Origin of the sequence: Streptomyces sp. NPDC051104, from assembly GCF_040682835.1 — a bacterium.
GTDB classification, from domain to species: Bacteria; Actinomycetota; Actinomycetes; order Streptomycetales; family Streptomycetaceae; genus Streptomyces; species Streptomyces cynarae.
In genome coordinates this window covers 42,177-64,592 of record NZ_JBFBBS010000028.1, presented here as the reverse complement: position 1 = coordinate 64,592, position 22,416 = coordinate 42,177, and the positions used below count along the sequence as shown (strand labels likewise).

Here is a 22,416-nt window from a genome sequence, read left to right as displayed (position 1 = left end):
GGGACGGTGGAATCTCCGGAAGCAAGCAGGCCGCGGTCGACGGGCTGGTCCTCGTCACCAGCGAACGGGTGGTCACCGGTTACGGGTGCATCGGCCTCCGCGCGCTTGGCACAGTTCCCCGCTGGGGGGTAGTACGCCGAGAGGAACGCCCAGCGGTGGTCGCTGAGCTTCTGCCTCATCCAGGCGCCACATGCTTCCGGCCCACGGTGATGTGGCCCAAGCAGAAGGCTGCCTGCCGTCCGCAGACGCTGTGAGCGTCAGCACCGCGGCTTCTCCCCCGCTCAGCGCCCCCAGCGGGCCTCGGCGAGCGCCAGCATGTGGGTGGCCGCTAGGGCGTTCCACGGATCCGCGGCGGTGGACAGCAACCAGCGGGCCGCATCGGCGGGTTGGCCGGGCGGGACGACCAGCAACTCCCGGCGCCCCACGAAGCCGCAGTCCAGGGTGATGGTGTGGGCCTCGATGTCGACGGCCGACAGGGACACTTCGATGACGTGGCCGGGCGCCGGGACCGTACGCGGGGCGTCGGGCCAGGCGGCGGTGTCCACGGTGACGCGGGCGACCGTGCCGAATCCGGGGTCGACCGCGCCGACCAGCGCCGGCAGTTCCAGTTCCAGAGCGTCGCAGCGGGGCCACCAGGCTCCGTCCAGCAGCCCGCGGCCGGCGTCGGAAGTGAGCGTCAGCCGGGGAAGGGGCATCCGGTAGGTGCGTGTCCCAGCCGGGGAAACGTTCTCGAGGGGCCTTGCGTTCGTGACCATACGTGTGATCCCGTCCCGGGCGGCTTCAGGCCGCCCGTTTCCGTCGTTCGCCGGGAACGGCACCGCCGCGGTCGCGTCGCGCGACATGGTCTCGGTGCCGCCCACCGTACGTCCGTTTCGAAGCACGAGGCGAGTGCGACCACAACAGGTCCGCGGGATCTAGCCCAGCGGCGTGTCGGCCCAGGGAAGCGACGAAGGGTCAGGGTGGACCTGCGGGCGGACAGTCGGCGCCTGGTAGCAGGTGAAGCCGAGCCGGGTCAGTGCCCTGCTCACCTCGGCGGCCGTGAAGTCGCGACGGTCCTGTTTGGTGATGATCTGCCCGACTTGCTTGACCGGATAGGCCCTGCCGGCGATGGTCACGCAGATGCCCACGGCGGGTTCGGGCCGGACGCTCTCCATCGATTGTTCGACCTCGTTCTTTGTCAGGTCGAAGGGGAAACGGGCGATGACACAGCGCATGTGCGCCTCCACGGGGAACGGTCAGGGTGTGACGGTCAGGACGCCCAGGGCGTAGCCCTGCTCGTCGACCACGGGGGACGCGTCCAGCGTCCGCACCCGCATGGCGGCTTCCGCGTCGCTCAGGGCCGACGCGGACGAGGTGAACGGTCCACGCTCCAGCGGCATGTCCCGCAACCGGGTCCGGTCGCTGTACGAGGAGCCTGCGCGGTGGGCGGTGAGCTGAGCCCTGGTGACCAGCCCTGAGCAGCGGCCGTCGTCGTCCTGCAGGAGCAGGTGGGTGGCGCGCGCGCCGATGAGCACGGACAGCGCCACGTCGACGGTCATGTGATCGTCTATCTGGAGTCCGGGAGCACCCATGGCGTCGCGGGCTGTGAGGCCTGTGCCGTCGGCTGCAAGGGGCGAAGGGCTGTGCGGGGCATGGGGCAAGAGTTTCTCCTCTTGGGGGTTCAAGGGCTTGCCTTCGTCGGCGGGGCGGGCTTCCGGTGCCGGCCGAAGGTGCGTGCCCCTATCGGTTCCTGCCGGGCGCGGGACGCCGAGGCCGCCTCGCCCGCCCGCCTCGGCCGCGCCCGGCGGATCCGGGGCGCTGGGATGGTTCGGCGGCCGGTGCGGCGAGGGTCACGGGCACTCCGGAGGGCGTCCGGGCGCCGGTGATACGGCTCAGCTCGGGCTCGCCCGGGCCGACGTGGGTGGTGTGGGCGGTGATGCCGGCGTCGGCCATGAGGCGGTTCACCGTGCGCCGCTGGTGCGGCAGGACGAGCGTGACGACGGTGCCGGACTCGCCGGCGCGGGCGGTACGACCGCCGCGGTGCAGGTAGTCCTTGTGGTCGCCGGGCGGGTCGACGTTGACGACGAGGTCGACATTGTCGACGTGCAGGCCGCGGGCGGCGACGTTGGTGGCCACCAGGACCGTGACGTGTCCGTCCTTGAACTGGTCGAGCGTGCGCGTGCGTTGCGGCTGGGACTTGCCGCCGTGCAGGGCCGAGGCGCGTACGCCGACCGACAGCAGGTGCCTGGCCAGCCGTTCCGCCGCGTGCTTGGTGTCCAGGAACATGATCACCCGTCCGTCGCGGGCGGCGATCTCGGTGGCGGTGGTGTGCTTGTCGCCGTCGCGGACGTGCAGCAGGTGGTGCTCCATGGTGGCGACCGCGCCCGCCGACGGGTCGACCGAGTGCACGACGGGGTCGTGCAGGTAACGGCGTACCAACAGGTCGATGTTGCGGTCGAGCGTCGCCGAGAACAACAGCCGTTGGCCGTCGGCGGGCACCTGGTCGAGCAGGGCGGTCACCTGCGGCAGAAAGCCCATGTCGGTCATCTGGTCGGCCTCGTCCAGGACGGTGACGGCCACGTGGTCCAGCCGGCAGCCGTCGCGATCGATGAGGTCCTTCAGCCGGCCGGGGGTCGCGACGACGACCTCGGCTCCGGTGCGCAGTGCGGCCGTCTGTCGAGCGATGGACATGCCGCCGACCACGGTGGTCAGCCGCAGGCGCAACGCCCGCGCGTAGGGGCTGAGTGCCTCGGTGACCTGCTGGGCCAGTTCCCGGGTGGGTACGAGGACGAGGGCGAGAGGCTGCCGGGACTCGGCCCGCTGCCCTTCCAGGCGGGTCAGCAGGGGCAGGCCGAAAGCAAGCGTCTTGCCCGAACCCGTACGTCCGCGGCCCAGGACGTCGCGGCCGGCCAACGAGTTCGGCAGGGTCGCCGCCTGGATCGGGAACGGCACGGTCACGCCTGCGGCGCGCAGCGCGGTGCGCACAGGCCCGGGCAGATCCAGATCGCTGAACGCCTCCACTGCGGGCAGTGCCTCGGTGAGCGTAACGGGAAGGGCGAACTCACTGCAGGGTGCCCCCCTCCCTTGCGGGCTCGTCCTCCGCGAACGGAAAGGAGCAGAATTGTTACCGGTAGAACCGGTGCGGTTCAATGGAGGAACCTTCCTCGATGCGCGCGGCACGTATCGAGGAATTCCATTCGGCGGCGAGGAACCGCGGCAGAATTCGCAAGAATGAGCCGAAGGGAAGCCGGAAAGGCGGGAGGTGAAAAAGTGCGGGGTAAACGGACTGGGGCCCGCGCCCCAAGAGCGCGGGCCCCAGCCACGTCATACGCGTCGGCGTCAGGCGGGAACGATGTTCTCCGCCTGCGGGCCCTTCTGGCCCTGAGTCACGTCGAAGGTCACCTTCTGGCCCTCCTGAAGCTCGCGGAAGCCGGAGGTGGCGATGTTCGAGTAGTGCGCGAACACGTCGGCGCCGCCGCCGTCCTGCTCGATGAAGCCGAAGCCCTTTTCCGCGTTGAACCACTTCACGGTGCCAGATGCCATATTCAATCTCCCTACGGGCATGCCGGGATCCGCACTGCGCAGACCCGAGTCGCCGCAATGATCACCCATCCGGGAGACCGGAAACCTGGAGGATTTTGTACGAAAAATCTCCGGCCACCAAAGCTGCGACTGTTTCACGGTAACACAGGCGCACGCGGAGCGCCCGCGTCTTCTTCCATCCTGATCCAGCGGGGACAGTATTCTGGTCCCACGGAGATGGAGAACCTTTCGGGATTCCGTGTGTAAATCTGCAACGGCGGTGACAGATATTCACTCGGGCGGACTGTTCAGCTCACGGTTGTCACCCATGCCGGAGCCGCCCAGCCTGCAGGGCATCTCCTCGTTCAGACACCTGGCCTCCTCCAGCTGGTCCTCAAGGATGACGCGGCACGCGGCCTCGACGGCAGTTCCGTGGTCGACGAGCTCGCGGCGCGGGCGGCGAGACGCAGCGGGTAGCGGATAGCGGGTAGCGGGTAGCGGGTAGCGGGTAGCGGGTAGCGGGTAGCGGGTAGCGGGTAGCGGGTAGCGGGTAGCGGGTAGCGGGTAGCGGGTAGCGGGAGTAACGGCGGTGTCCGCCCTCCGACGTGACCAGCTCACGACCTGGAACATCGACGAGGAAACCGCCTTCACCACCGAGCTCATCGCCGGCGAACTCGTCGGCAACGCCATCCGCTACGGCTCCCCACCCCTTCAACTGCGCCTCATCTACGACCAGGTACTCACCTGCGAGGTCAGGGACGCAGCGACCAGTGCTCCCCACATCAAGCACGCCCGCACTGTCGAACGAGCACGGACGCGGGCTGTTCATCATCGCCAACCTCGCCGATCACTGGGGCACCCGCTACCACGAAGGGGGAAGGACCGTCTGGGCACAGCAGTCCGCCAACCGGCCGGCAGCCTCGCCGCAGAGGCGCTGAACCCACATGGCACCCCCAACGGACACCGCCCGCCCACCCGCGCGCGTACAGGGGAACCCGCAACCCCCGTGGGCGCCTGCCGCACCTCACAGTCCACGGGTGACCGACATTCCGTCACTTCAAGAGCCCCAATCGGGTGACGGTCCCCGGCGCTGTCCTGTCGTTCTTCTCCATACAAGGCATGGAGTCGATGGTGCCCGGATCGATGGCCGTCGCTGCGAGCGGAGGCTTCACCATGGAGTTCCAGGTCACCGACGTGGACGCACGCCACGAACGACTGTTGGCTCGGGGCGTTGAGATCCTCAAGCCGCCGACAACCCAGCCGCGGGGACGCCGCTCAGTGTGGCTGCGTGACCCGGACGGCAACATCGTCAACCTCTACCAGGAGGCGTGACGACCAGTCCCCGACACCCCGCTACGCTCATGGCGGGACAGCCCTCAGCAGGCGTGCGGTCCTGATGAAGTGCTGAGCTCGTTCGCATGCGGGCCTGCGCCCGCCAAAGGCGGGCGTCCGGGCTGACTCCGACAGCGGCGTGATGGGCGGCGAGCAGGTGGGCGGCAAGCCGGTCCTGCCCACCTGCGGCGAACCTCCACCTGTACATGGCGCTTTCAGCTGGTCGAGCGTCAGAGCAGGCAGGCGAAGGTGCGCGCGCCCCTGGGGTCCTGGTCGGCGGTGAAGTCGGCCAGGGAGTCGATGCCGTTGGAGCGCAGCAGCAGCTCGCACAGCCGCCGCACGTGATCGGCCATCGGCGTCGGGCCGGCGGCCGGGTCCGGGCGGACGGTCTCTGGCCCGTGGTCGTCTACGGACGGGTGGGGGCGGGGACCAGGCCGTCCGCGACCAGGCCGGCGAGGACGGCCTCGCTGAGGGCGTGCACGGCGGACTGGGGACGGACCATGACGGTGAACTCCTTGATCCGGCCGTCGTCGTCGAAATGCAGCAGGTCGATGCCGTGGATCTCCTTGCCGCCCGCCGTGGCGCGGAAGAGCAGCACTGTGGACGGCGCGGTACTGGCGTCGGTGCTGGTCTGCGCGGTGCCGACGTAGTCGCCGATGTATCGGAAGTCCTCGAAGGTGCGCAGCAGAACCCCGAAAAGTCCCATCACCATCGGCTTGCCCTCGAAGGGCGTGAACTTCACGGGGCTGTAGAAGCGGATGTCGTCGGTGAACAGGTCGTCCAGGGCCGCGAGGTCCTGGTTGTCGACGGCTGCGCGGAAACGGGCTGCGGTGTTCACGGGCCTACCCTCCATAGTCAGGAACTTGATTAGTCATTTTTATGAGTATCATGAGCGGCCGGTACAGCGACAGAGGCATGTAGGGGAGCGGACTCCATGGCACTACGGCACGCCGTGCTGGCTGCGCTGCTCGACGGCGAGCTCAGCGGCTACCAGCTGGCCAAGGCGTTCGACGTCGGTGTGGCCAACTTCTGGTACGCCCAGCCTCAGCAGCTCTACGCCGAGCTGACCAGGCTGGAGAAGGAAGGGCTGGTCGCGGGCCGGGAGGTGGTGCAGGAGAGCCGGCCGAACAAGCGGCTGTTTCACGTGACGGAGGCCGGCCTGGCCGAGCTGGAGAACTTCACGGCCGCCTCCGCCAAGCCGGCCTTCATTCGCGACGACCTGCTCGTCAAGGTCCAGGCCGCCGACCGCGTCGACACCGACGCCCTGATCGCCGAGCTGGCCGAACGAGCCACCGTCGCCCAGGCCAAGATCGACCTCTTCGGCGAACTGCTGCGCCGCCTGCGGGGCGACCGCGCGGAGGAGGAGTTCCTCCGCCACGGCGACCGCATCGGCCCGTACCTGACCTGCCTGCGCGGCCTGGCCTTCGAGCAGGAAAACCGCGACTGGTGCACGCATACGATCGCGGTCCTCGAGGAGAGGCGGCGGGCCCGTACCCGGCACTGATCCGGCGTACTGCCGTCATGTCGCCCTGGGCGACAGCCGGACCGAGGGCCTCGGTGACGGCGACGACACCACTGGCCTGCGCGGCTTCGCCGACCGGCATGTGCGCTGTGGTGCCGGAGATGCCCATCTCGGCGGCGACATCAGGGACGGCAAGAACCTGAAAATCAGCGGGTTGGCAAGTCAGCGGGTCGCGAAGAACTTCAAGGCCGTGTCGGCGTCCCGCTGCTGCTGCGGCCACTGGGCAGCCGACCGGCCGCCAGAACCGCGTACAGCTTGCCGTTGTCGGCGGTGAAGGCGTACTCCACCGCCTGCCGGCGCTCCCCCTGCGTCTCGCTGTCGTAGGCATAGACCAGCCGGGCAACGTCGTCCCCCACCGCGCCGGACGTGCCGCCCGTATCGGGGGCGCGGTCCAAGCTCACCTCCTTCGTACCCGGGCTTGCTGGCGAGATTCTCGGAGGACTTGCTGACCGCGTCGTAGGCCGACATCCCAGGCTCCGTGACGACGAAGACCTGGAGAAGCCTGCGGTCGCCGTCCGTGGCGTAGAAGATGCCGTTCGAGCGGACGCTGCGCTGCCAGCCGTCCGGTACGGCCATGGTGAAGCCGTCGGGGTCGTCCACCCTCTGATAGCCCTCGGGCGGGGCGGACGCCTCCGCCGATGGGGAGGCGGAGGCCGAGTCGCCGGGGCTCGAACCGCCCGTGGCCGGGTTCGAGGACGCCGAGCCGCTTGCGACGGGCGAGGGGATCGCCGTCGCACGGACCGTTGCCGGACCGTCGCCGCCGGCCAGCCCACCCCGCAGGCAAGGAGCACAAGCAGCAGGCCCTCACTGAGCGCGGCACCAACCACCCACAGCAGAAGGACGCCCAGGTCCCAGCTCAGCTCCAGGCGGCGGGCGCGCAGGGCGTGGGCGAGGACGCGGGCGGCGTCGAAGCCGACTGAAGGGGCCGCGATGCGCTGCTCGTTGAGATACAGCTCCTCGATGACTCGGTGTCGGAAGTCGGAATCCAGGTAGGTGCCCGCGCACAGCAGCCGGGTGGGCTCACTCGCGTACAGGGCCGTGGCCGCCGTCGGCTTGGAGGCAGGCACGGGCGGCTGTGACTGGTGCGGCACGTAGGCGGTACTCACGCCCATCCCCCGATGGTCGAACATGCTGACGCCACGGCCCGTCCGCCCGGCGCCCTGTTTGATGAGCAAGCAGCATGGAACAACGCGCAGATCGCCAACCATCAGAGCCTGATGTTCACCGGCCGCCGTGGTCAATGGAGTTGCCGCCCGTCACCCGCACGAGCGTGCCCGGGGGCCGGCCCGTGCGCGCGGACGGGAAAGGGGGCACGGGCCCCGCTTCCGATGGAGACCGGAAGCGGGACCCCGTGCGGGGCTCGCGGCTGGAGTGCCGCGCCAGGCTTCGAAACGGGCCACGTGGTGCGCCTGGCGCAGGCCGACCCGGACGTCGTGCTCGCGCTCGCCGCCTGGATCGAGCCACCCTCGTTTGCGTCCTTTGATTTTCTTGCCGGCGTCGATGCCCTGGCTCCCGGGCGTTTCTCCTTTCCAGCACCCGGGTGGTCCGCGATGATCCAACCTACGGCCGCGTGGCACGGTGCTGCGCCGCCCGATGATTGATGAGGGAGACCGACATGGCCACCGGTACGGTGAAGTGGTTCAACGCGGAAAAGGGCTTCGGCTTCATCGAGCAGGACGGCGGCGGCCCGGACGTGTTCGTGCACTACTCGGCCATCACCGGTGGCGGCTACCGGGAACTGCATGAGGGCCAGAAAGTCCGCTTCGACGTCACTCAGGGGCAGAAGGGGCCGCAGGCCGAGAACGTCACGCCGGCCTGAGCTATGACACCGACTTACGCCAGAGCGTCTGTCAGCTGAACGCACTCCGAGCCGGTGTCGCCGGAGCCGCTGCCGGCGTTCTCGGAGCTTGTCCCAGCAGCGGGCCGACTGCCCCAGGGGGCCGGTTGACACGTTCCAGGACGATCAGCAGCCGCGGGTCGACGGCGTCCGGGTCGGCGTCGATGCCGAGTTCGGCGGCGACGCGCACCCGGCGCCGGCCTTCCCAGCCGAGCTGGACCAGGGCCTTGTTGGACCCAGCACCGCTGATGCCGGGCGGCGGGACGGCGGGCGTTGCAGGCCAGCAGGCCGGGAAGAGCTCCATCCAGGTGCCGGTCATCAGCGGGCCGTGCCAGTGCAGCAGGAGGTCGCCGCCGCAGCGGGAACGGGCCGGCGCGACGGGTGCGTGACGTTCAACGATGGATGGCCATGCTACCCGGCCGCCCTCGCGGCCTTCCACGGCCCCGGCAAACCCGGACTCGACTCCCCCCACGCTCCCGTGGTTCTCGCCGCGGCACCACCCTGGCCGACGCCGCCAGACTCGCTCGCAGCCAGCTGCGCGCACTGCTCAAGCGCGCCGTCCGACCGCGCCTCGGCATCGATGCCGAGGTCGAGCGACCTCATGGCGACACCTGACACACGCGCAGCAGCTGAGCAGATACTGCCCCAGCCGTCTTCCACGGACCGCTCGAAGTCCGGATGGAAAGCGCACGACGAAGTTCAGCGCTGCGCCGTCGGCGCACCACGCATGAACCGCCCGTCCCCGGGAGCATCGCCCGCGGACGGGCGCAGAAGGTGCTCGGCTTCCGCAATTATCTCGGTCACCCGCAGACCGAACGCGGCGTCGCAGGGATGCGGCCGGCCGGAGCGGGTGGCGGCGCACAGGGCGTCCACCGCCCGGCCGAGGGCCGGGACCACGCCGCCTGAACTCTCCGGAAGCAACGCCACCCCGGCCTCTCCGCGCAGCTCGACGGCCGCTCCCGCCGCCGCGGGCGGCGCCGTGAGGCTCAGCGTCATGGTGCTGGAGGCGCCGCCGACATGGTCGAGGACCACATGGACGGTGTCTGCGGGACCGTGCGCAGCGGCTGCCACTCGCCTTACATCGCCCAGCACCGGCAGTAGCACGGACAGTGCGTGCGGCCCGACATCCCACAGGGCACCCTTTTCCCGCCGCCATGGCGAGGCCGCGAAGGGGCTGTCACCGGTGAACACCGCGCCCAGCCACTGCGCCTGAGCGGTGAACCAGCCCCCCAGGCCGGCCTGTTCTGCGATCCAGGCCTCCGGCTCGGTCTGGAAGCGGGTCGTGAAGAAGACCACCGAGGCCACGCCCGCCTTCCGCACGGCGTCGAGCACTGCCTGTCCCTGCGCCACCGTCGCGGCCAGGGGCTTGTCGAGCAGCAGGTGACACCCCGCCCGCGCGGCTCGCAGTGCCAGCTCGGCCTGCACGTCAGGAGGCAGAGCCACGGCGACGGCGTCCACGTCGGCGAGCAGTGCGTCCACGTCGTCGTAGGCCCGCGTGCCGTGGCGGTCGGCCAGCTCCCTGGCCGCGCTCGCCCGGCGCCCCCACACGCCCACGAAGTCCAGTCCGTCATGCCCGCTCAACGCGGGTGCGTGGGCTGCCTGAGCCCAGGGGCCGGTACCGAGCAGCCCGATGCGCATGCCGTTGCCTCTCCACTCTGACGATCAAGGTGACAACCGGCGCATGGAACGTCCGGTCATGGCCGAGCGTGCCACACCTACCGGCAACAATGCGCCCTCCCGTGAGGGAGGAGCGACCAGTGGGTGGCAGAATCCAGCATCGGCAGCGGTCGGCCGTCGGCGCGGCGATGGCCCGACAACCGGATTCGGCGGCCCGACGAACTGCTGATCAGTCGCCGGCGACCAGGGTGTACCGGACGGTCTGGGCCTGGATGAGGCCATCTCGGAAGACGAAGGTATCGGGTCAGCTTCGGACCGAAACTCAGCTCCTGGACGACCTCAGAGGTGGGGCAGGAAGCGGGCGACCGCCGCCACGGTGTCGGGGACCCCGAGCGCATGCGCCCGCTCGTGGTCACCGAAGCTGGTAGGCGGTGACCAGCACGGAGACCGTTACCTGCTCGGGCAGGAGGGTGTCATCGCTCAGGTCTGCACGGCTCAAGTGGCGTGCGCTCGGCGTCATCGCCACCAAGTCCACGGCCTCCAGCCCGGCCAGGGTCGCGGGGTACTCCACCTTTTCAGTAACGGCGGCCTCAAAGAAAGGATCCAGTGCCCGGTGCAGGCGCTGTTCCTCGGCCGCGTCGACCGCGACCATCGCAGGCAGTCGACCGCGCAGCTCGGCCAGGTGCCGTCCGGTAGGACGCACCACGATCAACCGGCCAGTCGGCCGGAGCACTCGGTGGAACTCGGCCGGGTTACGCGGGGCGAACACGTCCAACACGACATCGGCCACCCCGTCGGCCAGCGGGAAGGGGCGGAAGACGTCCCAGGCCGCCGCGGCGGCTCGTTCGTGGGCACGAGCTGCCGAGCGCAGCGCGCGCACCGACGTGTCCAGACCCAGACCGCGGGCGTCGGGCAACTGGTCGAGCACGCCGGCCAGGTAGTAGCCCGTGCCGCACCCCACGTCCAGAACCGTGGCCTGCTCAGGCACGGCGTCGGCCGCCAGGCGGGCCGCGACTTCGCGGATGGGCGCATACGTGCCGGTGGACAGGAATCGGTGCCGGGCCCGGGCCATGGCTGCATCGTCGCCGCTGGTGGCACGGGTGCCCGTCAGCAGGCCGGCGTAGCCGTGGCGGGCGATATCGAAGGCGTGACCCGCCGGGCAGCGCAGTGCGGCGCGGTCGGGATGCAGGCGGCGTGTACGGCACGTTGGGCAGCGCAGCACGTCGAGAGACAGTTCGAGGGTAGGGGGAGGAAACACGGGCACGAGGCACTCCTGGCAAGCGTGAGGGGAAGAGACCGTGCCTGCACGCGTACTCAGAACGTCGCTGCCTCAGGAAACAACGGGCAGCACCGGGACCGTGGTACACGCAGCAGGCACACCAAAGAGGGCGACGCCGTCCGGCCTCGCCCTCAACGCCTTCCGATCACAGGAAGCAGCAGTGCGGGGTGCTCATGAATGCCACGCCATGAGTCTACGAGCATCGGCGAAGCCCCGCATGCCCTGCCGGACTTGAGAGACACGCCCGCTGCCCGCGGAGCGGCGACGGCGTTGATCAAGGACCTCACAGACCACCTATTGATCACGTCTCGATAGGCGCCCCAGTACTCCAGTGCGGTTTCGTGATGAGGGATGGTGTTGCCCTTCCGCAGGCCGAACGCCAGGTCGGTTTCCCGCCAGCGCCCAACGGTGGGGTCCGCAATGCTCGAGCCCATGAACCGACTTGAGGGAAGCGTGGCTTTGATCACGGGCGGAAGCCGCGGCATCGGTGCCGCTGTGGCGTTACGACTGGCCGAAGAAGGCGCCGATGTCGTCCTGACCTATGAGAAGAGCGCGGAGCGCGCCACCGAGGTGGTGGAGCAGATCAAGGCCAGCGGGCGCCGGGCACTGGCCATCCAGGCCGACAGTGCGGTACCTGAGGCACTCACCGCCGCGGTGGACGAGGCCGCCGCGATGTTCGGCAGACTCGACATCCTGGTCAACAACGCCGGCGTCTTCCTCGTCGGCCCACTTGAGGACCTGGGACCGGCAGAGATCGAGCGCACCCTGGCGGTGAACGTCCGGGCACCGTTCGCCGCGTCCCAGGCGGCAGTGCGTCACATGAGCCAGGGCGGCCGCATCATCTGCATCGGCAGCAATGTCGCCGAACGTGCGGTCTTCCCCGGACTGGCGCTGTACTCGATGAGCAAGACGGCTCTCGTCGGGATGACCAAGGCCTTGGCCCGAGAACTCGGCCCGCGTGGAGTCACCGTCAATCTGGTGCACCCGGGCCCCACCGATACGGACGCCAACCCCGCCGACGGGCCGAACGCCGAGATGATCGCCGGCTTCACCGCTGTCGGCCGCTATGCGGAAGCGGCCGAGATCGCGGCCACCGTCGCCCACCTGGCAAGTGCGGACGGCAGGTACATCACCGGAGCCTCGATCCACGTCGACGGCGGCTTCACCGCCTGACCCACGCGAGCTCGACTTCGCAACCAAGTTGAGAGGCCGGCCTGCAAGGGGCCGGCCTCCACGTGATGTGAAGCAAGCGGCCAACTCACCTTGATACCGCGGTCGCTATGACGACACAGCAACCACCGTCTTGTGCAGTGCTGCCGAAGTTCAGTCGCCGGGTCGGAACCGGAGCGCCGACCAGGTGTCGTCGATGGCAATCTGACGCACGGGGCGCACGCCCCCCTCGTAGAGCGCGGCGGCCAGGGTGTCGCGGTTCAGATCCGTTCCGAGCTTCCCACCCTTGGGGACGGCCCACACCGTGCCCATGGGCGTTTCCTGGGCCGATGCCCCGGACGGTGCGACGGCGCACGCCCTCCCGGCGGGTGTCACCAGCCAGCAGTGCTGGAGCCACGGGATCAAGAGGTGGAACGCTCGGCTCGCCTACACCGAGTGCCGTCGTATCTACAACGGGCGGACCCAGAGCAGCATCGGCATGCGGGTCATGAACCTGGGCTCCACCGCCTGCGTCCGTGGGGTCGGAAAGATCGGCGACTCGCCGCGCACCGCGGGGACCCGGGTCAAGGTGAGCATCTGCCGGCCCATGGTCTGGAGTTCATGGAAGATCAGCGGCTGGTGGAACGGCAACGACGCGTACGAGTACCTGTAGCCGACCGTCTCCCTGGCAGGCTGCACCCTCCTCGGGATCGGGGTTCGCAAAGAGCCACGAAGACGACCCCGGAGTCGTTTGCAAGCGGGCATGAAAGAAGCCGGGTCTGTCACCACGGGGTGAATGACGGACCCGGCTTCCCTCCACGGTGCCACAGTACCCGGGCGAGTCCCTGGCCCTCGCCTCCACCATCCATGGCAGACATGAACCGACGATCTTGCAGCGAGCCTAGGTGACGTGGCGTCGAGACGGCCGGCCCGCGTCAAGGCGTGCCGAACGGGTACTCGGGTCCGGCACATCGACCACAGGGAGGGACACCGTGAGTGGTTCGTCGGTGAAGGCAGTGGGGTGGGCACGCTCCCTGCCGTTGAACAGCGAGGTCAAGACCGCCCGGGACTGGGCGCGCGCACATATGGAGTCGCTGGGCTGGACGGACAGCGCGCCGCAGACGGTGGAGGCCGTACTCCTGACCGTTTCGGAACTGGTGACCAACGCGCACCTGCACGCGCACAGCTCCGCGCAGCTGATGCTGACCTGGGACACGCGCTGTCTCCACGTCGCCGTACACGACAACTCCACGGACCTGCCCACCCCTCGTCCACCGAGCACCGAGCAACTCGGCGGGCGGGGCATGCTGCTGGTGGACGCCCTCGCCGACGACTGGCAGGCACGACCCTGCCCCGACGGCAAGATCGTCCATGCCTGCTTCCGCCCGCCGGTTTCCGCCCGGGAGCCGGACGACTCCTGATCGGCGCGGGGGCCTCCAGTCCACCGTGGCGTCGGCCAAGGGCAGCAGGGACACCGGAAGACCCGCGGCGACTTGATGCTCTCCGTCCGTTAGGCGTCGGGCATATGGCCGGTACCCGTCTGCCGGGAGCATCCGGGAACGAACGCCGCCGTCGTCCTGCTCGGATGCCTCGTCTCGCGCCGCCTCACCCGCCGCTCGGATCTCCACCGAATTACAGGGGCGGGCCGACGCCGAAGACCTGATCACCGGGGACCTCAACGTCGACTCCACGGTTGTGCGGGTTCGAGGTCGTCCTCGGCCGCGTCCGGGTTCCCCGCCCGGTCCTGGCAGGCCCCGCGCCCGGCCGAGGCGGGTCCGCGCGGACAGGGCGTACGCCTCCCGCGCCAACCGCCCCTGCCTGCGGCGGCGTGGCACGGCTGCACCATCACGGACAAGCCGGACCAGGCGCGCAACCGCAAGGAGCGCGGCTCTCACGCTGGCCGGCCGCCGGAGTTCGGCCGGGCCGGGGCCAAGCGCCGCGTCCAGGCGAGCGGCAGCAGCCCGGTCGGTACGGTCACGGATCCACCACAGCCCACCCACCACTGCGTACACCCCCGTACACTCCGCACACCGCCAGCAACACCAGGCCTGACACGGCCAGTTGACTTATCGGGCAGGACCCTCCCCTAGACGGAGAGCAGAGCGCAGTCAGAGGGGGAACACCCACCGGCCCGGCAAACCTGTCCGGTCGCAGCGCTAGAGACCTCCGAGGCCGGCCTCGTCATCCCCCTTGGTGTCGCCCCCAGGCTCCTCGAAGTGATCGCCCATGATCAACATGGCGATGCTGGCGAGCGGTACACAGAACAGGAGCTCGAAGAGGCCGTACGCCCAGAGCACGTGGTCGCGGAACGCCGGCGCGGCCAGGGGAATGTCGATCGCGACCACAGGCACCGTGATCAGCAGGCCGATCAGGCGGGTTCTGTCCAGGATGCGGAGTTTGCTGACCGTGACACCCCCTCCCGCGGCAGGAGGGTCCCCCACCGCCCGAAAGTGATACCCGGCCGCTCCCCGAGGAACACGCCGCTCGGGGGGACACGGTGCCCATGCCTCCGACATCCAACGATAGTTGGCCAGAGACGGTGTGAAGTGCGCTGATGAGCGGCCGGTGTTCAACACTGGTCGGCCATTTCACCCAGAGCCAGGGCCTGTCTGGAGTTCCGATCACATGGCTGGGAAAAGGGTTGGGCGGGCTGATGATCCAGCTGGTAGCTTGCAGTTGACCGTGACTCCGCCAGAGGAGGTGAGACCCGTGAACGCTGTATCGAGGTGGGTGCTCCCTCCTTCCGTCACGGTGTGCGACTGATCTAGGTGTCGTCGGGAGCGCTTCTCCAACAAGGCACTCCTGAAAGGCGAACACCTATGAACACTGTGAGGATCACACGGGTCGCGGAGGCGCAGTGGGAGGCCGTGGCCGACGATCGGATCGTCGGCCAGGGTGATGTCTCGCATCGGCCCGACGGGCGGCTCTTCATCAGCATCGACGTATGGCAGGACGCGATCTTCGACCAGCTCGCCGCCGCGATGCTGGCGGGCTTGCCTCAGCCGCTCTACACCTTGGTCGGCGAGGCCGACCACGACCTCAAGTCGAGCTGGGAGCGGCTCGGCTTCACCGTCGGACGCCGTGAGTGGGAGTACGTCCTGCCCACCGACTCGCGCGAAACCGGGCTCGGCGAACTGCACCTCCCGGCGGGTGTGACGATCCTGCCCGCCGGCGAGGCGGACGAGAACCTGCTGCGCGCGTTGGACCGCACGATTCGAGAGGAAGTCGAAGCCACCGTCGGCTGGCGCACCATGCCGGCCGAGGTGCTGCCCGGCCCGGCCGGGTCCACGCTGGTGGACCCGTCGAAGTACGCGACGGCGGTCCGTAACGGAGAGTACGTCGGTCTGGTCCGGGTCGTGCCGGTGCGCAGCCGGGCGCGGATCGGGCTGATCGCGATACGGGCCGACCAGCGCCGACACGGCATCGGGCGGGCACTGCTGGCCCACGCGTTGGGCGCACTGCACCGGAACGGGATCGGCTCCGCCTGGGCCGAGGTGGACGAATCCAACTCCGCGGCGATTGCGCTCGTCGAGGGCGTCGGCGCGCGGCGATCGAGCAGCTACCTGGAACTGGTGCGCCGCTGACGCCTGCTCACGCACCGAAACGACCCGACCGACCCCACTCAACTCACCGAATCGAGAAGCGAGACACATTGGCAAGGACAGCAAAGGGCCTGGAAGTCGAGGGCACCGTCCTCGAATGCCTGCGCAACGCCACCTTCAAGGTGGAGCTGCAGAACGGGCACCACGTACTCGCGCACATCAGCGGGAAGATCCGGAAAAATTACATCAAGATCCTCCCGTTCGACCGAGTGGTCGTGGAGCTCAGCCCGTATGACCTGACCCGCGGCAGGATCCTCTACCGGTACCGGACCTGAGCAGCGGGAAGCGCGCGCCCGGGAGAGCCCGGGCGCGCGCATCGGCCGCCGTTGCCGCTGTGGCGCGTATCGAGTCGTGCTCAATCGTCGGTGAACAAGACCCCGTCGCGGGTACCGGCCGCCAGGCCGTGCACCATGCGCTCGTGGGTTGAGTGTTGTGGTCGGCGAGCGAGCTGATCTCGCTGCCGACGCGCAAGCTCTCGTCGCACGACTCGACCGAGACGCCGCAGCCCAACCCACCCGGTCGGGCGGCGTACCCGTGTCGGGGTCATGTCACATGAGCCACACAACGCTCACGCGTCCGGGGGGATTGAGGCTCCGCGTCAGGACAGGGCGAGGACACAGAACTCGTGGCCCTCCGGGTCGGCCATGCACGTCCACGGGACGTCGCCCTGGCCGAGGTCCAGGTCGGTGGCGCCGAGGGCCCGCAGCCGGGCCACCTCCGCTGCTTTGTCGTCACCGGGGTACGGCAGCAGGTCAAGATGGACGCGGTCCGGCACGGTCTTCACGCCGGGCGTGCGGAGGAACTCGAGATACGGGCCCACACTGTTGGCGGAGCGCAACACCGCATGATCGCCGGTCACCTCGTGCAGGGACCAGTCCATCGCCTCGTGCCAGAACCGGGCCATGGCCCGCGGATCCGCGCAGTCGACCACCACCGCGGCGATCGGCCCGGTGTCCCGGCAGATCTGCCGAGGCTCCAGCACGCAGAACTCGTTGCCCTCGGGGTCGGCGAGGACCGTCCACGGCACGTTGCCCTGGCCCACGTGGGCGGGCGTCGCGCCGAGAGCCTGGAGGCGCGCGACCAACTCCGCCTGATGGGCGGCTGAGGTGGTGGCGAGATCGAGGTGCACACGGTTCTTTGTTGTCGTCCTGGGTTCCGGGACGGGAACGACGTCGATGCAGACGGCGACCGGGTCCGGCCAAACGAGGCCGCCGACGGGTCCTACGTAGGTGGTCACGCCGGGGCTGTAAGCACTCCAGCCGAGCGCCTCCGCCCAGAACCGGCCGACTGCCGAGTGATCAAGAGCCTTTATGTTCACCTGAACAGGTCGCAGTGCCATGCCGACGATCCTATGCACCCGCTGTGCAACGACATGCGCAGGTACCGTCGCCGCACAGCGATCAACTCGCTCACGACAACGGTCCAACTATCGCTGCGCACGGCCAACTGTCGCTGAACGTCCCACCGTGAGGGCCAGCCGCATGATGGCAGCCCGCCGTCGGGTGGTGACAACTCCGGCTGTGGGCGGCTGCGCTCAGAAGGAGGTGCCGACCGAGTATCCGACCCGGCCGAAGACGGCGCACGAGAACAGCGAGGTTCGGCGCAATACCGCGTCACCGGAACTGCGGGTGCCATTCGAAGAGCAGGATGGTCACGTCGTCCCGGAGTTGGTTGCGCTGGTAGTCGAGGATGGCGTGGATGAGCAGCCGCAGCACCTCGGCCGGGCGCTGGCCGGCGGCAGAGGAGCGGATGATGAAGTCAGTGAACCGGTCGAGTCCGAACTCCGCGCCGTCCGCGTCACGAGCCTCAACGACACCGTCGGTGTAGAGCAGGACGCAGTCGCCCGGTTCCAGTGCCGTCTCGTGGACCTGCCGGGCTGCCGGGGCGAGTGTGCCGGCCAGGCCGATCGGCGGCTGCGGGGGGCTGTCCAGCGCTCCGGCGAGCACCCGTTCGCCACGGATCAACAGCGGTGGGGGGTGACCGCAATTGACCCAGCGCAGCAGCCCGGCCTCCGCGTCGAGCCGACACAGCACGCCGGTGCAGAACTGGTCGGGCAGCCACCGGGCGAGCGCCTGGTCGACGGAGCCGACGACGTCGGCCAGGTCGCCACCGCCGCGGCGGGCGTTGCGCGCAGCCGCCATCGCGACCGACGTGGTCAGGCCGGCGGTCAGATCGTGACCCATGCCGTCGAGGACCATGGTGTGCAGCACGTTCTTGACCACCGAGTGGTCGAAGGCGTCCCCGGCGATCTCGTACGCCGGTTCGAGAACCGCGGTGGAGACGCACCTCCTGCTGCCGACGGTGCGGGGTGGCAGGAAGGCCCGCAGCATCTCGGCGGGCAACCGCATGGTCGCGGTGCGGGTTCGGGCGGCGAGCCAGTCGCTGTAGGCGCGCTTGGAGGTGATCAGCATGGCGAACAGATGGGCCAGCATCCGGCTTCGGCGCATCCGCACCCCGTCGAGCGAGGCGGTCCGCACCGCCAGCACGCCCAGCCGCTCCGCACCGTCCACCAGAGGCATCCAGACGATCAAGCCGTCGTCGGCGTCGGCCACCCGCGGGGAGACCGTACGGTACGCCCAGCCGGCCGACGAACGGTCCACCGGCAGGGGCTTCAAGGCCTCATCGAGTGGGATGAGCAGCCGTTGCTGCAGGTCGGCGAGGTAGATCAACACGGTGTCCAGGCCGAGGGCCGAGGCGCACCGGTTCGCCAGCGCGGACAGTTCGAATGGCAGGGCCGTCTGCGCCTCGATGATCAGTTCTTCCAGCTGATGCTCGTCAACCGCGGTGTCGGGACCAACGGACGCGTGCGGTGGGTCCGACACAGGGATCACCCCTTCCCTGCCCAGTCTCACACCGATCCAGTCCCCTCTCACGTCAGGCACGATCGCGGCGAGCGTGAGAACGTCGGCCAGGGCGGTCAGCCGAGCTCCCCCGGGACACCACCTCGAGTCAAGCTCTCCCCCATCGCACATCCCGTCCGGTCCCGGCCCAACGGGCCGATCCAGGATGTGCCGCCTCGGCCTGGGGCGACTATGAAGGGAGGCAGCGGCCACGCTTCGGCGCGATCCGGGCTACCGAGTGGGGCAGGAGGTTCGGCGCATGGGCACAGCGGACTCCTCCAGAGCAGACCGAGACCAGCCGGTGGCCAGTCCTGCCGCCCCGCCGAGTGGTCTGCTCGACCTCCTGAGCGTCGCTGCCGTGGTGCTGGATGCGAACGGGCAGGTGGTGTTCTGGAGCCCCCAGGCCGAGGAATTGTTCGGCTACACCGCGGCGGAGGCGCTGGGCCGGTTCGCCGCGCGGCTGATGGTCCATGAGGAGCACTGGGAAGAGGTGGTCAAGCTTTTCGCCGAGGTCATGGAATCGGGCGCCGAATGGGCCGGGGCGTTCCCGATCCGGCACAAGGACGGCAGCACCCGCCTGGTGGAGTTCCGCAACATGCGGCTGCTCGACGACCGCGGTGAGACGTATGCCCTGGGCCTGGCCGCGGACCAGGCGACGGTGCGGCGGGTCGAGCGGGACGTCGCCCTGACCGCGCGTCTGGTGTCCCAGTCCCCGATCGGACTGGCCATCCTGGATACGGAGCTGCGTTACGTGACCGTGAATCCGGCGCTGGAACGCATCACCGGCCTGCCTGCCGCCGAGCGGGTCGGGCGGTCGGCCGGTGAGGTACTGACCTTTCTGGACACGGGGAATGTCGAGGCACGTTTCCGCCGTGTCCTCGATACGGGGGAACCAGTCGTGGACCGGCACATCGTCTGTCGTCCCCCCGGCGACCCCGATCACGAGCATGCCTGGTCCGTCTCCTACTACCGGCTGGAGGATTCCGCCGGGCGGGTGCTGGGCATGGCCTATTTCGTCATCGACATCACCGAGCGACACCGAGCCGCCATCGATGCGGCACAGGCACGGCAGCGCCTCGCCCTGATCGCCAAGGTCTCCGCCTCCGTGGGCACCACCCTCGATCTGGAGACGACAGCGCATGAGCTGGCCGAGGCCGTCGTACCGGATCTGGCCGACATGGCCACCGTCGACGTACTCCACAGCCTGCTCTACGGTCGGGCCGTGCCGGACTCGGGTCCGACGCGCTTCCGCGTCCTCGCCATCGGTGCGGCCCACCCGACGGATGCGGTCCGCGCGGTCGGCCCACCCGGGGGACTCGCCACCTACGGCAGCGACCGCCTCATCACCCAGTGCGTGCGCACCCGCAAGCCGGTCCTGGTGCCCCACACCACCCCTGGCGATCTGCGGCGCATCGCCCGCGATAGCGAGGCCGCCTCCCTCCTCGCGGCGGCCGGTGTGCACTCCTACCTCGCCGTACCTCTCGTGGCCCGCGGCGAACTCCTCGGCGCCATCGCCCTCAAGCGCACGCGCAACCCCGCGCCCTTCGATGACGACGACGTCTTCCTCGCCTGCGAGGTGGCCTCCCGCGCGGCGGTGTGCATCGACAACGCCCGCGGGTACCAGGCCCAGCGTCACGCGGCCCTCACCCTTCAGCGCAGCCTGCTCCCCGAGCCCCCGTCACACCTGCCCGGCCTTCGGATCGCCTGCCGCTACCAGCCCGCCGGCGCCACGAGCGAGGTCGGCGGCGACTGGTACGACGCGATACCCCTGCACGCGGGCAAGACCGCCCTGGTGGTCGGCGATGTCATGGGCAGCGGCATCAACGCCGCCGCCACCATGGGCCAGCTCCGCAGCGCCACCCGCGCCTTCGCCGAACTCGACCTCGCCCCCGCCGAGGCCCTCCGCCACCTCGACCACCTGACCGAGAGCGTCCAGCAGACCATCACCACCTGCGTCTACTGCGTCTACGACCCTGACCAGGGCCAGTGCCACATCAGCCTCGCGGGCCACCTGCCCCCGGCCCTACTGCGTCCCGGCCGGCCGGCGGAGCTCCTCGATCTGCCCACCGGTGTGCCGCTGGGCGTCGGAGGCGTGCCCTTCGAGACCACCATCATCGCCTTCCGCCCCGGCGATCAGCTCACCCTCTACACCGACGGCCTGGTCGAAACCCGAAGCGAGCCCATCGACGTCCGTTTGGACACCCTCCTGGGCGCCCTCACGGAGGTGCGCGGCCCGGATCTGGGAGAAGTCTGCGACCGCCTCCTGGACATCCTGCGGCCACCCGGCGGCGAGGACGACGTCGCCCTGCTCGTCGCCCGCGCTCAGGCCTGATGGATCACAGCATGCCCACCGCCTGGCTGCCCGCAGCTGCGCTGCGACCAGCGCCTCCGCGTCGTCGTAGGCCCGCGTGCCGTGGCGGTCGGCGAGCAAGCCGACGGCCTGCGCCTCCTTGCCGTGCGAGACGCCCGGGATCGGCGGGCCCGGCGGGACCTCAGCCACACCAGCACGGCGCGCCATCCTGCTGATCGGTGCGAACGACCGGATGCGGCCTGTTCCGTACCCTGGCGACATGCGCATGCGCCCCACTCTGAGCTGGACCCCTGCCGAGGATGTGCCGCCGGGCACCACGAATCTCGAGCCGGTCGCCGAAGCACTGAGCACCGGCGGTGTGCTGGTGCTCAGCGGAGCGGGCATCTCGACGGAGTCGGGGATCCCCGACTACCGGGGCAAGGGCGGGAGTCTCAGCCGGCACACCCCGATGACCTACCAGGACTTCACCGCCAGCGTCCAGGCCCGGCGCAGGTACTGGGCGCGCAGCCACCTCGGCTGGCGCACCTTCGGCCGCGCCCGCCCCAACGCCGGGCACCGGGCCGTGGCCGCGTTCGAGCGGCACGGCCTGCTCTCGGGTGTGATCACCCAGAACGTCGACGGCCTGCACCAGGCCGCCGGCAGTAAGGGCGTCGTGGAACTCCACGGAAGCCTGGACCGGGTCGTCTGCCTTTCCTGCGGCGCCTTCAGCCCGCGCCTCGAACTCGCCCGCAGGCTGGAGGAGGCCAATCCGGGCTTCGAGCCGGTGGCCGCAGGAATCAACCCGGACGGTGACGCGGACCTCACCGACGAACAGGTCGGGGACTTCCGCGTGCTCCCCTGCACGAGCTGCGGCGGCATCCTCAAACCGGACGTGGTGTTCTTCGGTGAGGCCGTTCCGCCGCAGCGGGTCGAGCACTGCCGCAAGCTGGTCCGTGAAGCGGCCTCGCTGCTGGTCCTGGGTTCATCACTCACGGTGATGTCCGGGCTCCGGTTCGTCCGCCAGGCGGCCCAGGCCGGGAAGCCGGTGCTGATCGTCAACCGGGATCCGACCCGGGGCGACCGGCACGCCCTGACCCGGGTCGCGCTCCCGCTGGGAACGGCCCTCGCCACCGCGGCCGGCCGGCTGCGCATCCCCATCGACGACCAGGCGGTGAACTCGGTGAAGTCGTGACGGTAGTGGGGCGTCACCGCACCCCGAGTGGAAGAGAAGGCGGCGGCCAGGCCATCGTCACGGTCACCGATGGCTTTGAGGGACCTCGGTGTGCGCCTCGATGATCCACCACGGGCCGCCGAGCCGTGCTAAACTCTTCGCGTTGCAGTTGTGGTACCCATGAACCTATGTGCGCCTGACGAGAATGCTTCTCCTTCAGGCGCATTATTTGTTTTCCGGCATCTCCGGATGGGGCCTCTGCCTACAGAAGGAGAA

26 protein-coding genes and 3 pseudogenes are annotated in these 22,416 nt (G+C 69.5%); 12 read left to right on the top strand and 17 right to left on the bottom strand.

Annotated elements, in window-relative coordinates; genetic code table 11:
• Nucleotides 1-281 precede the first annotated feature (281 nt).
• The 6 genes and pseudogenes from AB0N14_RS29135 to AB0N14_RS29110 all read right to left on the bottom strand — a co-directional run.
• Complete coding sequence (locus AB0N14_RS29135; protein ID WP_366028676.1) at nucleotides 282-755, bottom strand: DUF5994 family protein; 474 nt, start codon at nucleotides 753-755, stop codon at nucleotides 282-284.
• Nucleotides 756-914: 159 nt separating this feature from the next.
• Nucleotides 915-1,214 (bottom strand): SCO5918 family protein, encoded by a 300-nt coding sequence (locus tag AB0N14_RS29130; protein WP_366028675.1) that lies wholly within the window; start codon nucleotides 1,212-1,214, stop codon nucleotides 915-917.
• Nucleotides 1,215-1,235: 21 nt separating this feature from the next.
• Nucleotides 1,236-1,538 carry a hypothetical protein gene (locus tag AB0N14_RS29125; protein WP_366028674.1) on the bottom strand — a complete coding sequence of 101 codons (303 nt, stop codon included), beginning with the start codon at nucleotides 1,536-1,538 and terminating at the stop codon, nucleotides 1,236-1,238.
• A gap of 181 nt (nucleotides 1,539-1,719) precedes the next feature.
• Nucleotides 1,720-3,129: a DEAD/DEAH box helicase gene (locus AB0N14_RS29120; RefSeq protein ID WP_366028673.1), complete on the bottom strand. Its 1,410-nt coding sequence runs from the start codon at nucleotides 3,127-3,129 to the stop codon at nucleotides 1,720-1,722.
• A gap of 189 nt (nucleotides 3,130-3,318) precedes the next feature.
• On the bottom strand, nucleotides 3,319-3,522 hold the full coding sequence (locus AB0N14_RS29115) for a cold-shock protein (RefSeq protein ID WP_007383480.1): 204 nt from the start codon (nucleotides 3,520-3,522) through the stop codon (nucleotides 3,319-3,321).
• 270 nt (nucleotides 3,523-3,792) lie between these two features.
• Nucleotides 3,793-3,990: pseudogene (locus AB0N14_RS29110) on the bottom strand (MerR family transcriptional regulator); the annotation flags it as partial.
• Nucleotides 3,991-4,271: 281 nt separating this feature from the next.
• Between AB0N14_RS29110 and AB0N14_RS29105 the strand changes: the two are divergent.
• Both AB0N14_RS29105 and AB0N14_RS29100 read left to right on the top strand, forming a co-directional pair.
• Nucleotides 4,272-4,439 (top strand): ATP-binding protein, encoded by a 168-nt coding sequence (locus tag AB0N14_RS29105; protein WP_366028672.1) that lies wholly within the window; start codon nucleotides 4,272-4,274, stop codon nucleotides 4,437-4,439.
• A gap of 136 nt (nucleotides 4,440-4,575) precedes the next feature.
• Complete coding sequence (locus tag AB0N14_RS29100) at nucleotides 4,576-4,833, top strand: VOC family protein (RefSeq protein WP_366028671.1); 258 nt, start codon at nucleotides 4,576-4,578, stop codon at nucleotides 4,831-4,833.
• A 230-nt stretch (nucleotides 4,834-5,063) separates the two neighbouring features.
• Here the strand turns inward: AB0N14_RS29100 and AB0N14_RS29095 are convergent, their stop codons facing one another.
• Complete coding sequence (locus tag AB0N14_RS29095; protein ID WP_366028670.1) at nucleotides 5,064-5,186, bottom strand: hypothetical protein; 123 nt, start codon at nucleotides 5,184-5,186, stop codon at nucleotides 5,064-5,066.
• 53 nt (nucleotides 5,187-5,239) lie between these two features.
• Nucleotides 5,240-5,671 (bottom strand): nuclear transport factor 2 family protein, encoded by a 432-nt coding sequence (locus AB0N14_RS29090; protein ID WP_366028669.1) that lies wholly within the window; start codon nucleotides 5,669-5,671, stop codon nucleotides 5,240-5,242.
• A 96-nt stretch (nucleotides 5,672-5,767) separates the two neighbouring features.
• Between AB0N14_RS29090 and AB0N14_RS29085 the strand changes: the two genes are divergently transcribed.
• Complete coding sequence (locus AB0N14_RS29085; RefSeq protein WP_366028668.1) at nucleotides 5,768-6,337, top strand: PadR family transcriptional regulator; 570 nt, start codon at nucleotides 5,768-5,770, stop codon at nucleotides 6,335-6,337.
• Nucleotides 6,338-6,537: 200 nt separating this feature from the next.
• On the opposite strand, the gene AB0N14_RS29080 is transcribed toward AB0N14_RS29085, so the two are convergent.
• Nucleotides 6,538-6,756 (bottom strand): hypothetical protein, encoded by a 219-nt coding sequence (locus tag AB0N14_RS29080; RefSeq protein ID WP_366028711.1) that lies wholly within the window; start codon nucleotides 6,754-6,756, stop codon nucleotides 6,538-6,540.
• Between the two features lie 390 nt (nucleotides 6,757-7,146).
• Nucleotides 7,147-7,467 (bottom strand): annotated as a pseudogene (locus AB0N14_RS29075) (hypothetical protein); the annotation flags it as partial.
• A gap of 503 nt (nucleotides 7,468-7,970) precedes the next feature.
• Here AB0N14_RS29075 and AB0N14_RS29070 point away from each other — a divergent pair.
• Nucleotides 7,971-8,174, top strand: a complete 204-nt coding sequence (locus AB0N14_RS29070; protein ID WP_200423365.1) for a cold-shock protein — start codon at nucleotides 7,971-7,973, stop codon at nucleotides 8,172-8,174.
• Nucleotides 8,175-8,205: 31 nt separating this feature from the next.
• Here AB0N14_RS29070 and AB0N14_RS29065 read toward each other — a convergent pair whose 3' ends face one another.
• The 3 genes from AB0N14_RS29065 to AB0N14_RS29055 form a co-directional block, all read right to left on the bottom strand.
• On the bottom strand, nucleotides 8,206-8,511 hold the full coding sequence (locus AB0N14_RS29065) for a hypothetical protein (protein ID WP_366028667.1): 306 nt from the start codon (nucleotides 8,509-8,511) through the stop codon (nucleotides 8,206-8,208).
• A gap of 380 nt (nucleotides 8,512-8,891) precedes the next feature.
• A complete protein-coding gene (locus AB0N14_RS29060) occupies nucleotides 8,892-9,830 on the bottom strand; it encodes a Gfo/Idh/MocA family oxidoreductase (RefSeq protein ID WP_366028666.1) in 939 nt (312 codons plus the stop codon).
• 391 nt (nucleotides 9,831-10,221) lie between these two features.
• Nucleotides 10,222-11,073 carry a methyltransferase domain-containing protein gene (locus AB0N14_RS29055; RefSeq protein ID WP_366028665.1) on the bottom strand — a complete coding sequence of 284 codons (852 nt, stop codon included), beginning with the start codon at nucleotides 11,071-11,073 and terminating at the stop codon, nucleotides 10,222-10,224.
• 447 nt (nucleotides 11,074-11,520) lie between these two features.
• On the opposite strand from AB0N14_RS29055, the gene AB0N14_RS29050 reads away from it, so the two are divergent.
• Nucleotides 11,521-12,261 (top strand): 3-oxoacyl-ACP reductase family protein, encoded by a 741-nt coding sequence (locus tag AB0N14_RS29050; RefSeq protein WP_366028709.1) that lies wholly within the window; start codon nucleotides 11,521-11,523, stop codon nucleotides 12,259-12,261.
• Nucleotides 12,262-12,411: 150 nt separating this feature from the next.
• On the opposite strand, the gene AB0N14_RS29045 is transcribed toward AB0N14_RS29050, so the two are convergent.
• The gene (locus tag AB0N14_RS29045) at nucleotides 12,412-12,570 is read right to left on the bottom strand and encodes a hypothetical protein (protein ID WP_366028664.1); all 159 of its coding nucleotides are present in this window, start codon (nucleotides 12,568-12,570) and stop codon (nucleotides 12,412-12,414) included.
• Here AB0N14_RS29045 and AB0N14_RS29040 point away from each other — a divergent pair.
• The 3 genes and pseudogenes from AB0N14_RS29040 to AB0N14_RS29030 form a co-directional block, all read left to right on the top strand.
• Nucleotides 12,569-12,910: a hypothetical protein gene (locus tag AB0N14_RS29040; protein ID WP_366028663.1), complete on the top strand. Its 342-nt coding sequence runs from the start codon at nucleotides 12,569-12,571 to the stop codon at nucleotides 12,908-12,910. The two genes, AB0N14_RS29045 and AB0N14_RS29040, sit on opposite strands and share 2 nt — an antisense overlap.
• A 319-nt stretch (nucleotides 12,911-13,229) precedes the next feature.
• Complete coding sequence (locus AB0N14_RS29035) at nucleotides 13,230-13,658, top strand: ATP-binding protein (protein WP_366028662.1); 429 nt, start codon at nucleotides 13,230-13,232, stop codon at nucleotides 13,656-13,658.
• 325 nt (nucleotides 13,659-13,983) lie between these two features.
• Nucleotides 13,984-14,144, top strand: a pseudogene (locus AB0N14_RS29030) (IS5/IS1182 family transposase); the annotation flags it as partial.
• A gap of 249 nt (nucleotides 14,145-14,393) precedes the next feature.
• On the opposite strand, the gene AB0N14_RS29025 reads toward AB0N14_RS29030, so the two are convergent.
• Nucleotides 14,394-14,678: a hypothetical protein gene (locus AB0N14_RS29025; RefSeq protein WP_366028661.1), complete on the bottom strand. Its 285-nt coding sequence runs from the start codon at nucleotides 14,676-14,678 to the stop codon at nucleotides 14,394-14,396.
• A gap of 378 nt (nucleotides 14,679-15,056) precedes the next feature.
• Between AB0N14_RS29025 and AB0N14_RS29020 the strand changes: the two genes are divergently transcribed.
• A complete protein-coding gene (locus AB0N14_RS29020) occupies nucleotides 15,057-15,821 on the top strand; it encodes a GNAT family N-acetyltransferase (RefSeq protein ID WP_366028660.1) in 765 nt (254 codons plus the stop codon).
• Between the two features lie 68 nt (nucleotides 15,822-15,889).
• Nucleotides 15,890-16,114 carry a translation initiation factor IF-1 gene (gene infA / locus AB0N14_RS29015; RefSeq protein WP_366028659.1) on the top strand — a complete coding sequence of 75 codons (225 nt, stop codon included), beginning with the start codon at nucleotides 15,890-15,892 and terminating at the stop codon, nucleotides 16,112-16,114.
• 323 nt (nucleotides 16,115-16,437) lie between these two features.
• Here infA and AB0N14_RS29010 read toward each other — a convergent pair whose 3' ends face one another.
• Nucleotides 16,438-17,178 carry a VOC family protein gene (locus tag AB0N14_RS29010; RefSeq protein ID WP_366028658.1) on the bottom strand — a complete coding sequence of 247 codons (741 nt, stop codon included), beginning with the start codon at nucleotides 17,176-17,178 and terminating at the stop codon, nucleotides 16,438-16,440.
• 274 nt (nucleotides 17,179-17,452) lie between these two features.
• Complete coding sequence (locus AB0N14_RS29005) at nucleotides 17,453-18,661, bottom strand: PP2C family protein-serine/threonine phosphatase (RefSeq protein WP_366028657.1); 1,209 nt, start codon at nucleotides 18,659-18,661, stop codon at nucleotides 17,453-17,455.
• A 277-nt stretch (nucleotides 18,662-18,938) separates the two neighbouring features.
• On the opposite strand from AB0N14_RS29005, the gene AB0N14_RS29000 reads away from it, so the two are divergent.
• Both AB0N14_RS29000 and AB0N14_RS28995 read left to right on the top strand, forming a co-directional pair.
• Nucleotides 18,939-21,011 carry a SpoIIE family protein phosphatase gene (locus tag AB0N14_RS29000; protein ID WP_366028656.1) on the top strand — a complete coding sequence of 691 codons (2,073 nt, stop codon included), beginning with the start codon at nucleotides 18,939-18,941 and terminating at the stop codon, nucleotides 21,009-21,011.
• 238 nt (nucleotides 21,012-21,249) lie between these two features.
• Nucleotides 21,250-22,161 (top strand): NAD-dependent protein deacetylase, encoded by a 912-nt coding sequence (locus AB0N14_RS28995; RefSeq protein ID WP_366028655.1) that lies wholly within the window; start codon nucleotides 21,250-21,252, stop codon nucleotides 22,159-22,161.
• Nucleotides 22,162-22,416 lie beyond the last annotated feature (255 nt).